Source organism: Anaerotignum lactatifermentans DSM 14214, assembly GCF_900142265.1.
Taxonomy (GTDB): Bacteria; Bacillota; Clostridia; order Lachnospirales; family Anaerotignaceae; genus Anaerotignum; species Anaerotignum lactatifermentans.
On the sequence record NZ_FRAH01000014.1, the window covers coordinates 1 to 15,918 of the forward strand.

The 15,918-nt window shown below is 47.3% G+C and carries 17 protein-coding genes and 4 tRNA genes; 4 read left to right on the forward strand and 17 right to left on the reverse strand.

The window, feature by feature from the left end; all coding sequences use genetic code 11:
* The 9 genes from tnpA to BUB35_RS05390 form a co-directional block, all read right to left on the reverse strand.
* Positions 1–168: IS200/IS605 family transposase (gene tnpA, locus BUB35_RS05350; protein ID WP_143158944.1), on the reverse strand; the 168-nt coding region annotated here is incomplete at its 3' end.
* 204 nt (positions 169–372) lie between these two features.
* Positions 373–1,362, reverse strand: a complete 990-nt coding sequence (locus BUB35_RS05355; protein ID WP_072849859.1) for an S-layer homology domain-containing protein — start codon at positions 1,360–1,362, stop codon at positions 373–375.
* Positions 1,363–1,595: 233 nt separating this feature from the next.
* The gene (locus BUB35_RS05360; protein ID WP_072849861.1) at positions 1,596–3,134 is read right to left on the reverse strand and encodes a recombinase family protein; all 1,539 of its coding nucleotides are present in this window, start codon (positions 3,132–3,134) and stop codon (positions 1,596–1,598) included.
* Positions 3,131–3,844: a TIGR02391 family protein gene (locus BUB35_RS05365; RefSeq protein ID WP_072849863.1), complete on the reverse strand. Its 714-nt coding sequence runs from the start codon at positions 3,842–3,844 to the stop codon at positions 3,131–3,133. Before BUB35_RS05365 ends, BUB35_RS05360 begins: the two co-directional genes overlap by 4 nt.
* Positions 3,841–4,194: a helix-turn-helix domain-containing protein gene (locus BUB35_RS05370; protein WP_072849865.1), complete on the reverse strand. Its 354-nt coding sequence runs from the start codon at positions 4,192–4,194 to the stop codon at positions 3,841–3,843. The genes BUB35_RS05365 and BUB35_RS05370 overlap by 4 nt, the downstream gene beginning before the upstream one ends.
* Before the next feature lie 680 nt (positions 4,195–4,874).
* Positions 4,875–5,873, reverse strand: a complete 999-nt coding sequence (locus tag BUB35_RS05375; RefSeq protein ID WP_084730580.1) for a Shedu immune nuclease family protein — start codon at positions 5,871–5,873, stop codon at positions 4,875–4,877.
* 39 nt (positions 5,874–5,912) lie between these two features.
* Positions 5,913–6,824 (reverse strand): NotI family restriction endonuclease, encoded by a 912-nt coding sequence (locus BUB35_RS05380; RefSeq protein ID WP_072849867.1) that lies wholly within the window; start codon positions 6,822–6,824, stop codon positions 5,913–5,915.
* Position 6,825: 1 nt separating this feature from the next.
* Complete coding sequence (locus BUB35_RS05385) at positions 6,826–8,016, reverse strand: DNA cytosine methyltransferase (RefSeq protein ID WP_022345027.1); 1,191 nt, start codon at positions 8,014–8,016, stop codon at positions 6,826–6,828.
* The gene (locus tag BUB35_RS05390) at positions 8,003–8,185 is read right to left on the reverse strand and encodes a MerR family transcriptional regulator (protein ID WP_072849942.1); all 183 of its coding nucleotides are present in this window, start codon (positions 8,183–8,185) and stop codon (positions 8,003–8,005) included. Before BUB35_RS05390 ends, BUB35_RS05385 begins: the two co-directional genes overlap by 14 nt.
* 214 nt (positions 8,186–8,399) lie before the next feature.
* Between BUB35_RS05390 and BUB35_RS05395 the strand changes: the two genes are divergently transcribed.
* The 4 genes from BUB35_RS05395 (at position 8,400) to BUB35_RS05410 (ending at position 10,917) form a co-directional block, all read left to right on the forward strand.
* Positions 8,400–9,263, forward strand: coding sequence for an RNA polymerase sigma factor (locus BUB35_RS05395; protein WP_242949210.1), 864 nt, complete (start codon positions 8,400–8,402; stop codon positions 9,261–9,263).
* Between the two features lie 267 nt (positions 9,264–9,530).
* Positions 9,531–9,743: a phosphoribosylglycinamide formyltransferase gene (locus BUB35_RS05400; RefSeq protein ID WP_072849870.1), complete on the forward strand. Its 213-nt coding sequence runs from the start codon at positions 9,531–9,533 to the stop codon at positions 9,741–9,743.
* A 9-nt stretch (positions 9,744–9,752) separates the two neighbouring features.
* The gene (gene mobV, locus BUB35_RS05405) at positions 9,753–10,709 is read left to right on the forward strand and encodes a MobV family relaxase (RefSeq protein ID WP_072849872.1); all 957 of its coding nucleotides are present in this window, start codon (positions 9,753–9,755) and stop codon (positions 10,707–10,709) included.
* 28 nt (positions 10,710–10,737) lie between these two features.
* Entirely contained in the window at positions 10,738–10,917 is a 180-nt protein-coding gene (locus tag BUB35_RS05410; protein ID WP_072849874.1) for a hypothetical protein, read from the forward strand.
* A 209-nt stretch (positions 10,918–11,126) separates the two neighbouring features.
* On the opposite strand, the gene BUB35_RS05415 is transcribed toward BUB35_RS05410, so the two are convergent.
* The 8 genes from BUB35_RS05415 to BUB35_RS05450 all read right to left on the reverse strand — a co-directional run bounded on the left by BUB35_RS05415 (position 11,127) and on the right by BUB35_RS05450 (position 15,915).
* A tRNA-Leu gene (locus tag BUB35_RS05415) sits at positions 11,127–11,209 on the reverse strand.
* A gap of 81 nt (positions 11,210–11,290) precedes the next feature.
* Positions 11,291–11,364, reverse strand: a tRNA-Arg gene (locus BUB35_RS05420).
* A gap of 7 nt (positions 11,365–11,371) precedes the next feature.
* Positions 11,372–11,442 (reverse strand) — tRNA-Gly (locus BUB35_RS05425).
* A 4-nt stretch (positions 11,443–11,446) separates the two neighbouring features.
* Positions 11,447–11,520, reverse strand: a tRNA-Arg gene (locus BUB35_RS05430).
* A 128-nt stretch (positions 11,521–11,648) separates the two neighbouring features.
* The gene (locus BUB35_RS05435) at positions 11,649–12,164 is read right to left on the reverse strand and encodes a metallophosphoesterase family protein (protein ID WP_072849876.1); all 516 of its coding nucleotides are present in this window, start codon (positions 12,162–12,164) and stop codon (positions 11,649–11,651) included.
* Positions 12,165–12,167: 3 nt separating this feature from the next.
* Positions 12,168–12,761, reverse strand: a complete 594-nt coding sequence (locus BUB35_RS05440; RefSeq protein WP_022365428.1) for an XTP/dITP diphosphatase — start codon at positions 12,759–12,761, stop codon at positions 12,168–12,170.
* 14 nt (positions 12,762–12,775) lie between these two features.
* Positions 12,776–13,504, reverse strand: a complete 729-nt coding sequence (gene rph, locus BUB35_RS05445; protein ID WP_072849877.1) for a ribonuclease PH — start codon at positions 13,502–13,504, stop codon at positions 12,776–12,778.
* A 290-nt stretch (positions 13,505–13,794) separates the two neighbouring features.
* A complete protein-coding gene (locus BUB35_RS05450; RefSeq protein ID WP_072849879.1) occupies positions 13,795–15,915 on the reverse strand; it encodes an N-acetylmuramoyl-L-alanine amidase in 2,121 nt (706 codons plus the stop codon).
* Positions 15,916–15,918: the final 3 nt, after the last annotated feature.

Here is a 15,918-nt window from a genome sequence, read left to right on the forward strand (position 1 = left end):
TGCTTCAAGAATCTCAACTTTCTTTTCTTCGCACAATTTTCTAATTATTTGTCCTATATCTGCTCTTAATTCTTTGTATATCACTTTTCTTCTATATTTCGGTGCAAATACGATATGATATTGGCATCTGTATTTAGAATGTGCTGTATTTTTTATTTCATTTTTCATGTCAAAAACCTCCTGATTTGTTTTAGTAATGCGGTCGCCAAACCTTCATTCTAAAATTATAATCAGGAGGTTTTATATACTAAAGTATTTTATTTACCCCTAGTAGAACTAGGGGTTTTGTTAAGCTAAAGCACCCAAGAAAAAGCAGACAGACATTTTCATGTCTGCCTGCTTACATTCCTCAAATGATTTTATTTCCTGCCATCAGCCAAAGGCACGATACAGGAATGTAACGATCTGCCCACGGGTGCAGGTATCGTCAGGAGAAAATGTGGTGGCACTGGTGCCGCTGGTAACCCCCTGTTCCACTGCCCAGTCCACAGCACTGGAGGAAACATCCGTAAATCCTGCATCAGGCGCATCGGGCTGTCCCACGTGATTCCACATAAATTCCACTGCCATCAATCTTGTGCAGGGGTCATTGGGAGAGAACGTATCCCCTGTCGCAGTCAAACTTTCCTTCGCCCATACGGTTGCTTTCGCATAGTAAGCATTGGGGTCTACATCGGAAAAAGTCAATGTGCTGTCCACCGGTTCCCAAGAGCCTGCCGCACGCCACATAAAAGAAATGATCTGGGCTCTGGTACAAGTGTCATTGGGAGAAAATGTGGTAGCACTGGTGCCACTGGTGATACCGTTTTCCACTGCCCATGCAACTGCGTCCGCATAGTAAGCATCAGCAGGAACGTCAGTGAATGCTGGCGCCGGTTCAGGCACCACAGTAGGTTCTGTGGTTTCGCCGCTTTCCACAGAAACGACGGAATAACCCATGCCAGTGAGTTTATCTGCGTAATTTTGTGTGATGAAAACAAATTCATCTACGGTATTTCCCTGACTGTCATAAACCGTATAGGTATATTTGCCGTCTGCCCGCAAAGGCTCATTGAGCAAAGGCTGGTCATAACCCGGGTCACCGGAGCCAGCAGGGAAGTCCAGCATCGCCATGCCTACGGAATACGTGCCACCTTCCGGCAAAGAGATGGACAATGTGGCATCATCAGCCATGAGATACGCCGTTTCATCAATGGGAACTGCGGGATTGCCGGGCATTTCCGGCATCTCACCTGTAATATGCACAAAATCCAATGGTTCCTGAGACAGCTGGATATACTCTGCCGCCAGAGCGGAAACGGACATGGTCAAAACCATTGCCCCGGCAGTGATGACAGAAACAGCTTTTTGCAGCATTTTCATAAAAACCCCTCCTTCTGCTCGTCACAGATATGATAGTGAAGCATCTGACAGCCATGCTCTGACCGACAAATGCCGAATCCATTCCCATACAAAACAAAGACCATAGACTTTTCCAATCAAAAAACGCCCCTGTCAAAATTCCCCTGGAAACGGATTCCTTTTTTCAACTGTATCATACTTTCTTTGGGTTCTACAAAGACTTTTTTTACTGCACTGCATAACATTGTGAAAATTCACGGCAGTTGTAATACAACAACAAAAAAAGACGACATGCTTTCATGCCGTCTTTTCTCTGCAGTTGAGCAATCCAAATCCGAACCTGTTTTCTGATCGGCCAATGCGGTTTTGAGGTCATCAAAAGTGATGGTCGTTGTCCCTTCCTTGTAGTTGAAGGTTATCACCATTTTGTCATCGTACAGGAAAATGGCGTTGATAAAAGTGTCAATCAGCATCTTGCGGTGGGACTTTTGCCGTACATCTAGCTTGCGGAAGCGGTGGAGCCAGAAGGTCATAAACTCGGCGCTCACCTTGGGCTTCGCCAGTTTCTCGCAGGCTATCTTGGTTTCCAGTTCCTCTTTCGTGGCTTCCAGTTCTTCCAGACGGCCTTTCGTGGACTTGGTTAAAATCCCCTGTTGGATGGCGTTCAAGAGGTTTTGAATGGCCGTGTCCGTTTCCCGCAATTGCTGTTCATAGAGCGGCAGATTGACATTCTCTCTGTCCTGCAAGTCCATCAGCATGGACACGATGGCCTCAATCGCCTTATCGTCCATCACCATTCTCATGGTTTCACTGACCACCAAATCCTCGATCCACTCTTTACGGACAGATTTTTTATGGCACTCGGTGCGCTTCTTTTTCACGGACACGCACTTGTAGTAGTGGTGGACATTCCCCGTGTGGCTGGTGCCGCTCTCCCCGCAAAGATAGGCCCCGCAATAGCCGCAGAACAGCTTGGTCGTCAGCAGATAATCGTCCTCAGCCTTGTGGCGGGCCGGAGCCTTTTTGTTCTTTGCCAGTTTCTGCTGCACCCGGTCAAAGAGGTCTTGGGGGACAATAGCGGGAATGCCATCCGGCACCACAATGTCCCGGTAGGTGTATTCTCCGATATAGCGGCGGTTGCTCAAAAGGTGCTGCACGCTGTTGTAGGTCATCTTCTGGCCCCGTGTATTCTTCACACCCTGTTCGTTGAGCCAGTCCCGGATCTGGGTCATAGTGGCCCCCTCGTCATACCGCTGGAACGCCTCACGGACAAAAGGGGCGGTGAGCGGGTCAAGCTGGAAACACTGGTCGCTGTCAATCAGATAGCCGATAGGACGGGTGCCGCCGTTATACTTGGATTTCAAGGCATTTTCCGTCATGCCCCGAACTACCTTTTCGGACAGGTCAGCGGAGTAGTATTCGGCATAACCCTCCAGCACGCTTTCCAGAATGATGCCCTCGGCCCCGTCGGAAATGACCTCGGTGGCGGACACCACCTTGACCCCGTTCTTTTTCAGAGCGGCCTTGTAGCGGGCGCTGTCGTAGCGGTTGCGGGCAAACCTGTCCAGCTTCCAGACGATAATCATATCGAATAAGTGCTTGCCGCTGTCCTTGATCATGTTCTGAAATTCCGGGCGGTTGTCGGTCTTGGCGGAAAAGGCCCGGTCAATGTAGTGGCGCAGGATGGTGATACCGTTCTTCTCGGCAAAGGCGGTACACTCTCTAATCTGGCCCTCAATGCTTTCCTCCCGCTGGTTGTCGGAGGAATAGCGGGCATAGATAACGGCTTTCATATTCTCACCTCGCCGCTTGTTAAAATACCCATCATTTGACTTGCCTGCACGATCCGTTCAAAAGCTTCTCTTTGTGAGCAAGTTAGATTTGCGTGCATAGAGGGGTTCCGGTAAGCCATAAAAGCACCCTCAAAGATAGACTTAACACCTTTACGAAAATTGGCTCCGCTTATTTCTGATGTATCGCAAAACTGATAGAAGCCATTGTCTGAAAGTAATGCGCCAATTAAACCCGCTGCATCTTTAGGAATGGGAGAGTTCGGTTTTCCTTCCTTAAACAATTCTCGCATTCGAGTTTCAACTTCTTTAATGGCGGCTTCACCGGCGGCGGCAAAATGACCATCACAAAACAGCCCTTTTGAAACAGCAATGATTCGAGGGTGAATGTCCTGCCAAACCCGAGTATCTATCGGTTCCGAAGAAATGTGTTTGATAATTATGAAAAGCTCTCCAAACGCGGCTGAATTCAACAGCATCATGCCATAAGGAGGCTGGGGAGCAGAAAAAAGTATGTTCTTTATCTCTAATAATTCATGGCCATAAAATGGGTATTCGTACTGAATATTTGTCGAAATCGTCTGCAACTCATTTTGTATTTTCCAACAATCGGTTTGGAGAAACGCTGGTAAGGCTCCTGTTGAAAGTTGGGCGTTGGTACGCTGTAGCCAGTCTTTTATTGCAGAAATTTCTTTTTCATATATAACCTTCATTCTCCATCCTCCATCATACGGAACAGTGTTTCCTTTAGCTTTTCGTTCATAGGAGATTGTGGGTCAAAACACATCTCAATAAAGCGCCGCATTTCCTCGCGCTCTGGAGCGGCTTTAGGCTTAAACTCGTATATTACTCCCTGGGGCTTGTCCGTCCGGGCAAAGATATAATCTAAGGATACATCAAAGTAATCTGCATAGCGGCGGAATAGTTCCACAGATGGGGTGGACTGCCCATTCTCATAGCGGTTGATACTGGACTGTGTGGAGCCGATGGCCTCAGCCATTTTTACCTGTGAAAGGCCGATACTCTCCCGCAGGGCCTTCAAACGCTTACCCACTTCTTTCATCTTCCAACCTCCTATTCGGGTTAATTTTATTATAACCCGAATTGCACAAATTTTCAACCCGGAAATACAATTCTCCATATGCACCTTGTCTCGTTCCGGCCCACAGGCCGAATAAAGAAATGACGCAGACCAGCCCACCATTCATAGGCTGATCTGCGCCGTTTCTTTAGGTTTTGGATGGGGTGAGGACATAGATGAAGAAATGCAATCTGTGGCCACGCACTGACAAAACCGGGGGTTTCCAAAGGGGGCTTATGCCCCCTTTGGCACACGACCTTGCTTGCAAGGTGTAGTGTGTTATACCTGCTGGCGCGGCTGACAGGGTAAACGGGGTGCGATGCGGTTTGCGCCCCGCTTACACTGGCAGGAAAACGGGCAGGATTTTTGTGAGCGGACGGGAACAAAAATCCCGTTCGTTTTCAGAGAGCACCAGCAGGTATACAAACCTCCGTCCCTCGTCCTCCGTCCCCTACTGATGGGACAAAATGTCCCAAAGATGCGATTACCGTTATCCCTAGATTTAAAAGGGAGGGCAAGCACACTTGGAGCTTGCCCTCCTTGATTACCCATAAAGCAAGACCGGGCAGTGCTGTCAACGGCGCCGCATGAAATGCACCGTTCATCTTGACCGTTGATGCCCCTAGATGGGGTTGCTACTTGCAAGAGAGTGACAAACCTCTTTAAAACGGCCATTCGGAAAAATCTTCTTCCTCGTCAGCAGTTTCATTCTCAATTCCAAGTAGGAGTTTTGCTCGCATTAATAGTTGGTCATAAGTTATGATATGCAATTGATGATATGCGGCATTTAAGATTCGCAAGGCCTTTAATTCATTATCATCCCAGTCAACTGATCGACCGTACACCAACATACATTGAGGTTTGACGGTTTTTGTATCCTCTACCCGTTCCATGAACTCCACGGAATTAGACTGAAGCTCTATTTTATATAAATAGTTCAAGCATTGGGTTATCGCAGCAGTAAGCTGGGAAGAAGGGCATAAATTTCCATGTGAATCTGGCCTTGTCCAAAATGGTAGATCAGGACGCTTTATTTCTACAACATCAAGAAAACCATCGATAGCTCTCATTAAATAATCTGCAATATCTGTGACATCAATATCTCGTTCTGGCAATATATTCAGATATTCGGACCCAAGCACCCATTTATTTCGGCTGAACCAATCTTGCCAATATGATTCAGGATAGCCGCTACTGATAGCTTGCTCAAATTCACTGACTGCACGATTTCTTTCTGCTGCCGTAATAGCAACGCTCAGGTTCTCGGTAAGTATCCCAGATTCATGAAGCTTTTTCACAACTTCTGCATCGGGAATTCCCAAGTCACGAACTTTAGCAAACAACTCGGCAGCATCCTTGTCTACCGAAATAAACTCGGACATTCCCGTGTTTAAGGGCGCATAATACTCTTGAATATACTCAATTAGTTTATCTATCTCTCCACAGGAAAGCGTAATTGATTTGTCTTGCTTTTCATAAAATGTTCCATTGACTTTCCTATATCGAGCAATTTTCAATGAGACTATTTTTTCGCCAGTCGTTTGATGGGTGTTTCTAAAGAAAACTGCTCTTGACGAACTGCGCAAACCAGTTTTTAACTCACACGGCTCAACATACTCTTGGCCTTTAGATGTAAGCTTAACATTCTTCCATTCTTTCATAAGCTTCTCCTAAAAGGGATGAAAATGTAGAAAACCCACTTATTCCATCCCATATAGAGACCTGCGAATAGCATCCCGGTAAACATTGCCTTCTGGTAGATTCATGGAAGAAAAGGCTTCTTGGACTTTGTAAACCGTTGTGCAGTGTTCCTCCAAGATACCAAGAGGAGTAATCGTTCCTTCACCAGTTGTTTCCAGATAGTCATAGGCAAGAAAATGGATAGAAGCTGGTTGTGTTGGAAAGCGTGGAATGCGTTCTTTTCCTCCCAGTCGGTTGAGAACTCGATCGTATACAGCTTTGGGACACACAAAGAACAAGCCTGTTCTACACAAATCCTCTCGCTGCAAAACCTGCCCTTTATAAATCAATTGTGGGATAATACGCTTAGAAACATTTTCCCAGTTCAATCCGACAGTGTCTGCAACGATGTCTCGGTTTTCCATAAGTGAATTGCGGGCTTCACGGTAGTTTCCTGTGGTATCAATAGTTTGGACTTCGATAGCTGTAAATTCAACAAGCTCTCCGGCTCCATCCAAGCGTGCCAACACCCAATCAACAAAGTAGGAGCCTGTCCCGGCCCTTTGGGGCAGTCGTAACTCTCCGCCCCATCCATGCCCAAAAACAGCAATAGCTCCATTTTCCGCTTTGGCTTTTTCTACTGCTGCTCTCCCAGAGTAAAGCCCTAACTCACAGCCAAATGCCTGCTGCGCGACTAAGTGGAGCATCTTGTAATCTTCGGCATAAATCCGATTTGGACAACAGATGACATCCGGAGACCCTGGTGTTTTCTGTCGAACTGCACAGACTCCAGAAATAATTCTATCCCGCGACAAAACTTTTGTGCATTGAGTTCCGAGAAAAGGACAAACCTGACGAGCTGCTGCTGTTGCAGCTTGTGAGGATTTATCTTCTGCACGATAACCGAAAAACTCTGAAATATATCCGGCCATTTTAAGACCCCTCCTCTAAAATGGATTTGAGTGCAAGACCAACAGCTTCTGCCAGCAAAGGAGGTACGGCGTTTCCTACCTGAGCGAACTGCTGTCCTTGCGTGCCAGTAAAGATAAAGTGATCTGGAAAGGATTGTAGGCGGGCGGCCTCTCTAACAGTAAAAGAGCGATCTTGATTGTAATGGAAATAAGCGCCCCAATGAGGATCGCATTTAGTTAAAATAGTCGAAGCCAAACCATCAGGAGTAACACGGCCATATCGCTTGGTGTGATCAGATTTTCTGGCCCTTTTCATACCTTTTGGCAAAAGCTCATCAGGTATATCTGTCCAATTCCCACCAGGCTTAATGTATTTCAATCTCTCTTGATTTTCTTTAGAAAGCCGGGGAGCTTCATGATTATATATTCCACAACTACCGATACGCGCTCGTTTCTGATAATCACACATTGGCTCACATATATATTCTTTTACTTCAGCACCTCTTTCCCCACACTTCAATGGCGGAAGATCGCCAATAGCTTCCTGCACTGTGGTGAATTTAGCAGATGCTTCAGGCGAAGGGAGCTTTACGAGTAACTGGCCGTCAAATGTAGTGGTAAAATTGGGCTTCACTGGCGCATGGTAGAGCGGCTCCGGGAATGCCAAAGAAGGAAGGTTTTTCCCCCTCAAGCCAAGAATGATGGTTCTCCACCTCATTTGGGGGACACCATAATATGCAGCACCAAGGATACGCACATCAGCGCCATACCCCAGTTCTGCCAAAGCATTGAGAATGGCGTGCAGAGTGGCACCATGTTCAAAAGAAACAAGTCCGGGAACATTCTCAATCAAAATTGCCCTTGGAGCAAAAGCATCTACAAAGCGCAAATATTCTTTGAACAAATGATTTCTTTGGTCAAGTACACTTCTGACTGGAGCATTGATTGAAAATCCCTGACACGGAGGACCGCCAGCAAGTAAATCTAACTCTCCACGCTCAATACCAAGTTCTTCTCGAATTTGATTTGCGTCTATACTACGAATATCTGCTGTTAAGACCCTAGCGGAAGGGTGGTTTTTCTGATATGTTGCAGCATAAACAGGCATGATTTCTGAAGCGAATAGACTGTGAAATCCAGCCTCAGAAAGTCCCTCAGACAATCCACCTGCACCCGCAAATAAGTCAATCATTGTCAAATTATTGTTTGTCATCTTTTGTCCTCGCTCTTGTATTGCTATCTTTAGTCGGCTTTTCTGCATTTTCTGGGATGATCCAAATCCGACTCATACGCGCCGCACCGGCAATTCGGTTTTCTTTGCACAAAATTTGGACTTGCCGGGGAGTCACGCCCCATTTTTCAGCGGCTTCCTGTACCGTCATATATCCGTTCACTTGTGACACCTCAAAGTTTGTCTCATGGGGTAATATTAAACCATTATTAGTATATTCGTTTAAGCGAAATTAGGCAAGAGCTTTTTAAGCAACTGCCCGTATATACGCCAAAAATGTTTTTGAATTTTAGGAACAAAAAGTATATACTTATGTCGTATTATAATAGATAACATATTTTAAAGCATAAAAGGAGGTCAGCCCTATGGACGAACCACATCCGCATATGCAAGTAACTTTTCCCTTTGACAGCAACATCCGCTATCTGCCTCTTGTCTATCTTATCCCAGCAGACCAGATCGTCAGGTATCCTACGCTGAATGCACTGCCACGGTGTCTTTCTGAAATAGCGGCATCCGAACCGATGATGGACTTGCTCGACAGCGACGCTTTCTTGAAGGACATCATGGACGCCATAGCTGCTTTGGCCTTTCCGCACTTTGGCTTTGGCGGGTGGAAAGAACACTACACTGGCTACTGTCCAGTTTGGCGGCTCTCCTATGCGCTACCACTTTGGGCCAGCTTAATAGATCAGGAATGTGGTTGGGGATTGCAGCTTTTATTTCGCATGAAGCCTGGAACACAAATTCCGTTCCCAGACGCCGATCAGGTAAGAGAATTATTTGCCCATGTGGTGAAGCGTGCGATTACGGAGCAGGGGTGGCAACCAATTTTGGACATCGTGCGAGAAATACCCTGCGATGAAGATTTTGAAAAATGGGATACCAACGCTCGCAAAGACTTTCTCCGCAGGTGGTATCACACCCGCTCCAAGAAAGTACAGACCGTTTCACTGGAAGGAATGCTGGAAAACAGTGATGACGACAGTCCTATTTTCCATATTCCAGATCCAAGCCAAAATGTAGAGGAATATGTGATCGCTAAGGACTTTGTGGAACGGTTTTTAAAGACCTTGCCCCTGAAAGATCGGCAGATTGTTGAACTGAGACAGGATGGATTTACTTACGAGGAAATTGCGGACAAGCTGGGGTATAAAAACCACAGCGGAGTTATCAAACGAGTGGAGGCGGTAAAAAAGAAACTTCAAAAGTACAGATGCAGCGTATGAAAGCCACGCAGACCAGAAGGTTGTGCGTGGCTTTTTTGCGCTCAAGCCGGATGAAAAGAGGTGAAAATTCCCCCGAATTTTTGAAGGATCGCCGTTCAATGAACGATTGACTGTTTTTGTGTCGGTTATTTTCTGGAGAGCGCGCCACCGTGAAGCGAACGGAGTTCATGGTTTGGCGGGCTTTTTTTCATTTCCGGCAAATCCCACACAAAACAGCGAAACCGAATATTGCTCTTTACGGGGCAGACATAGAAAGGAGAGAGAACAATGGGCATTCGAGAAGAAATCAAGTCCTATATCGTCCGTTCTGGCATGACCATGACAGAGGTAGTGGATAGGCTGTACGACGATTACGATTGGAGCCGCAGCGTTCCCAATCTATCCGGCAAATTGCGTCGGGGTTCCCTGCGATACCAAGAAGCCGTGGAGCTTGCGGATGTGCTGGACTATGACATTGTCTGGGTCAAGCGTAAGCGGTAAGGAGGTACAATGGCACAAAAAGCACAGCACGCAATTTTACGCTTTGCCAAACACAAGGCGGGGCCGGCAGGGGCATTGGAAGCCCACCACGAGCGTACAAAGGAAAAGTACGCCAGCAATCCCGATATTGACATCAGTAAAAGCAAGGACAATTTTCACATTATTCAGCCTACGCAGAAGTACCGAAAGGAAATTGACACTCGCATCAAGGCGGCGGGGTGCCGTACCAGGAAGGACAGCACTATGTTTGTGGACACGCTGATTACCGCCAGCCCGGAGTTCTTCACAGGCCGAAGCAAGAAAGAAGTACAAGCCTACTTCACCGAAGCGGTAGCTTTTATGGAGAAGAAGGTGGGCCGGGGGAACATTTTTTCCGCTGTGGTACACATGGATGAAAAAACACCTCATCTTCACCTGTGCTTTACCCCCATCACAGAGGACGGGCGGCTGTCTGCAAAGGAGATTTTGGGCAACCGGGCGCAGCTTTCAAAATGGCAGGACGAGTTTCACGCCCACATGAAAAAGGTGTTCCCCGTCCTCAAGCGGGGCGAGAGCGCCCTTGTCACCAAGCGCAAGCACATTCCCACATGGTTGTTCAAGCAGTCCGTAGACCTCACCCGGCAACAGCAGGCCATAGAAAAGGCGGTGTCGGAAATCGGGGTGCTGAACGCCGGGAAAAAACGAGACGAAATTTTGGAGATGGTGGGGCCATATTTCTCCCGGCTGGAAAAGCATTTGGGACAGATGAAGAAATACCAAGCCACCATCGACTATCTGACGCAGGAGAACGAGGGCTTGAAGGAAAAGGTCAACAGCGAAAAGAGCATACAGAAGCAGATGGAGGTGTTGACACTGAAAAAGGATAACGAGCGGCTGCGGCGGTTTGTGGACAGTATTCCCCCTGAGGTGCGTCGGATACTCAGAGAGCAGCAGCGCCAGCAGCGACCCAAAGATCACGATCTGTAAACCATCTTTGAGAAAAACGGAGGTACATTTGGGTAGAAGAAAAAAGCTGATCAACAACACCGATATTCCCCAGCACCAGATCGAAGCAATAGCCTGCTGCATCCTGCCGGACATTCTGGCCTTCTATGAGAGCGAGGAAGGGCAGCGGGAGTTTTCTGAATGGAAGAAGCAGAGAGAAATAGAGAAGCAAGAGGCAAAAACAGAATAATGGCATAGCAAAAGCGGGGTGTCATCCGAAAAGGGTGGCACCCCGCTTTTTTGCGTTTATATAGATTTCTTCTTTTTCCGTGGCCCTCTTGGCTTGGAAGTCGGTTTGCGCTTCACCCCGTTGCGAAAATAGGCGGTTTCGTAACGGTCAAAGAAAACAAATAATCCGAACCCATCTCCTATCGGAAACAAGTTCGGATTATATTGGTTTGGTGCGGATAACAGGACTTGAACCTGCACGGTTGCCCGCTGGAACCTAAATCCAGTGCGTCTGCCAATTCCGCCATATCCGCATAACGATATTATTGTACCGATTCTGTTTGGGTCTGTCAAGAACGAAAAAAGAGCAAAAGCAGTGCTTTTGCTCTTTTCAGTGAACCAGGAGGGATTCGAACCCCCGACCCACGGCTTAGAAGGCCGTTGCTCTATCCAGCTGAGCTACTGATTCATACCGAAGCGGGTGATGAGAATCGAACTCACGTGTTCAGCTTGGAAGGCTGACATTCTACCATTGAACTACACCCGCATACTGAACCAGGAGGGATTCGAACCCCCGACCCACGGCTTAGAAGGCCGTTGCTCTATCCAGCTGAGCTACTGATTCATTCGTAATTCGGCAAGAGATATTATGCCATAAAAAATAAGCGTCGTCAAGGCTTTTTTCTGAAAAATCAGGAAAAAACTGTTTTTTACACAATACAGCCCCGAAACCATCCTTCGGGGCTGCAAAAATCATCCTTTACATCTGCAAAAAGGCATATCTCTGTGATATTCCATAATGGCGCCTTCCATTCTGCCGTTTTCCTCAATGGTGAGGATGCCAAATGTGGGAGGCGTGCCGCCGCGGGGCATGGAAATGCTGCCGGGATTGAACAGCATCACCCGTCCTCTGTCATCATAAACAGGACGATGGGTATGTCCAAAGAGCACCACATCTGCCCCTTGTTCCTCTGCCCAGTAAGAAATGCTGTCATAATTCCAGTAAACCCGCTGTTTATGCCCATGGACAAGGAGCAATTTTTTTCCGCCTGCGAATACCATCTTCTTATCGGGCGTATCCCAGGAATAATCGTTGTTCCCCAGCACATAATGGAACGGGAGAGATGGAAATTCCTTTTTCAGCTCCATGGCGTCTGTATCGTGGTCCCCCAGATGCAGCACCATATCCATCTGCCCGCCAATGCGCCGCAGCACCTCTCTGGCATTGTCCAGATAATTATGGGTATCGCTGAAAACCAGTATCTTCATGGTTTACAGCTCCTTTTTCAGCAGTTCTTTCATCTTCCGCAGGGCTTTGCCTCTGTGGCTGATGGCGTTCTTTTCCTCAGAAGAAAGTTCTGCCATATATTTTTTCAGTTCAGGCACATAGAAAATAGGGTCATAGCCGAAGCCGTTTTCTCCGGTGGGTTCCCAGCCGATGATGCCTTCTACGGTGTCCAGACTTACCAGACGTCTGCCGTCAGGGAAAGCCGCAACGATGCAGCTGACAAAACGGGCGGTTCTGTCTTTCTCTTCCACGTCTTTGAGTTTTTCCAGAATGACTTTGAATTTTTCAGGATAAGGGGTATCTTCTCCCAGGAAACGCGCGGAATAAATGCCGGGGGCTTTATCCAGATAGTCGATTTCCAGACCGGAATCGTCTGCCAGTGTGATTTTGCCGGAGATTTCCATGACCTGTACGGCCTTTTTCATGGAATTTTCTTCAAAAGTTTTGCCGTCTTCCACCACATCGATGGTAATGCCAGCTTCTTCCATAGACACTACGTTTACATTCATATCTGCAAGGATTTCGTTGATTTCCCGAATTTTCCCCTTGTTTTTTGTTGCAAAAATAATGGTTTCCATCTCTTTCCTCCTTTTTACAGTTCCAGACCATCCAGCGCCTTTTTCTGTAATGCCTGCAATTCGCGATTGCCTTTTTCACCCAGTGCCAGCAGCTGGTGCAGCTGTTCCTGAGAAAATGTGCCATGCTCGCCTGTGCCCTGCAATTCCACAAAACCGCCTGCGTCGTTCACAACGATATTCATATCCACTTCTGCCGCAGAGTCTTCCACGTAACACAAATCCAGCATAGGTTCGCCGTCTACAATACCTACGCTGATGGCGGAAATATAGTGGCGCAGAGGTGTTTTTTCCAGAACGCCTTCTTCCACCAATCTCTGACACGCCATAGCAAGGGCAACAAAACCGCCTGTGATGGAAGCAGTACGAGTGCCGCCGTCTGCCTGAATGACATCACAGTCTACAGTGATGCTTCTTTCGCCCAGCGCTTCCAAATCCACTGCCGCACGGAGCGCGCGACCAATGAGTCGCTGGATTTCTGTTGCACGGGGATTCAGTTTCAGTTTGTTGATGTCACGTTTGTTCCGGCTGGCTGTTGCACGGGGCAGCATAGCATATTCTGCTGTTACCCAGCCGCTGCCGCTTTCCCGCAGGAAAGGGGGTACGTTTTCTTCTACCGTTGCGTTACAAATGACTTTTGTATCGCCAAATTCTATCAAAACAGAGCCTTCCGCATACTTTGTAAAATTCTTTGTGATACGGATGGGGCGCAGTTGGTTGTTTTCTCTGCCGTCATATCTGCTCACGTTAGTTCCTCCTTTATTTTCCAAAAAAATCTCTGTTTAGGGGCATCTTCATAAGAAAACAAGGAAAGCTGAGATTCTTTTCGAGGATTTCAGCTTTCTTATTTTTACGAAGAATGGATTTGATATGTTTTCTTCTGAAGACAGCCGTCGTAATTCCCCTTAAGAAATCAGGAAAGCGAAAATCAAGGTTTTCTTAAGGGGAATTTGCTTTCATTATAGCCTGATTTTTCTTTTTTGAACAGCCCCACAGAAAAAAACAGAAAGATGCTCCATCTTCCTGTTTTCCAATATTATCTCAATTTGTAATTGCTCATGGCATAAATGATACCATCGCCAATGGCTTTTGCTGCCGCTTCCTGATAAGTTGCCTGAGAAATTTTCAGGGCATCACCGGGATTGGACAGGAAGCATGTTTCGATGAGGATAGCAGGTACTGTTGTGGAATTGAGAATCAACAGGTCGGGACGGGATTTTACGCCACGGTTTGTTGTGCTCAATGCGGAAGGCAGTCTGCTCTGTACTGCCTGTGCTGCCTGCAAACTGGTCAATGTGCCGTTGCCGTCGTTGCTGTGAGCGGCGTACAGTGTTTCTGTACCGCTGGCAGAAGCTGTGCCTGCGTTCATATGGATGGAAACCATCAGGTCCGCAATCTGGTTGGCTGTTTTTGCACGGTCTGCATTGGCAGGTCTGCTGTCATCATCTCTGGTGAGATATACCTTGATGTTGGAATTGCTTTCCACATAAGATTTTACTTTCAGTACCATGGTCAGGTTCATGGTCTTTTCTGTGAGTCCATTGCCGCTGGTACCGGGGTCATTGCCGCCGTGACCGGCATCCAGCAGAAGGACTTTGTCGTATACCTGCTGAGGGTTCTTTGCTGTGATTTCATAAGCGCTGCCGGTATCCTTGATGGTATAAGCGCTGATGATGTTCTGATTGAAGCGAATCACAGTATTTCCGCCGGTGGTGGAGATGGTAAAGGACTTAATCTGGTCTGTATTCACGTTCAAAGTACCGTAACCATATACGTCAGAATAATCTCCGGGCAGTGTCAGCTCGTAATATCCATCCAGATATGCATCGTTATGTTTGATGCTGCCGGTATTGATAGTTTCCACTTTTTTCAGTGTCAGTGTATCGGTGCTGTCATCATAAGAAAGGTTTTCCAATGTGGATTTCTGGATGGTGACAGCCAGTTTTCCATTTTCTTCTTTCCATGTCATCTGTGTCAGGTCGTTTGCTTCCACCACTACGCGGAATGTGGTGCCATTCATCCAGCCTGTTCTGACTTCGCTGACATATTCCAAACCGTCTGTATTGATGATTTCATCAATATCATCCGCCTTTACGCCGGGCATATCAATGACCGTACGGTAAGGGTCCTGCATGGTGGTCACCGTTGCACCTGTTGCGCCGCTGGCGTTGATGGTGACGGTTTCTGTGCTGCCGCTGTGGCTGCTGGTGATGCTCTTGATTTCTACCTGTTCAAATGCCAGTGTCACCTGATTTTTCGCCGCGTTTGGCGTTACTTTGTATTCCATTTTGCCTGTCAGGTCAAATACCACACGGGTATAGGTTTCTCCGTTGTCCGCCGTATGCTGTGCCGTACGGATGGCAGTGACAAAAGGACTGTTGGTGGCAGTGATATTGGCAGAAAGCCCATTTGTTGCGCCGTAGAAATCCAGTACCACTTTATTGTCGCTGACATAAACTTCTTCACATCTGTTGAATGTGCCAGTGGTTGTAATGACAAAATTCTGTGTTGCTGTTTTGGATGTGGGCACAGTCACACTGGATACTTTCCCTGTGGTAGCTGTGCTGGTTCCTGTATTGGTACCGGTGCTGCCGCCAGTATTGCTTCCTGTGCTGCCGCCGGTGTTGGTTCCGGTATTAGAGCCTGTGCTGCCGTCGGTACTTCCGCCGGTGCTGGGCGCTTCGCCAATGTATACAGTTCTGTTGGGGTCATCCCATGTGACATCAATATCCAGTGCTGTTGCCAATGCACGAACAGGCAGCATGGTTCTGTCGTTGATAATCATGGGTGCCACATCCATGGTAAAGGCTTCCCCGTTTTTATAGCCTGTTTTGCTGTCAATCTGGAACACTACTGTATGGGTGTCGCTGACAGCGTAAACCTGTCTTGCCGCTTCGTTCCATGTGACGGTACAACCAAGCTCCTCACAGATGCCGCGCATAGGCAACATGGTTCTGCCGTCAATGCTTACCGCCGGCATATTGGGGTCTGTATAGCTTTCTCCATCAATGACGATGGCAATCTCTTTGGCGTTATACGCATGATGTGCGCCATTATAAAACAAGTCCATCTGGACATTGGCGGCAAATGCCGTCGTCGTGTATAACAGTCCTGCTGCCAATGTGGTCAGCAGCAGACGTTTTCCTTTGTACCACATATT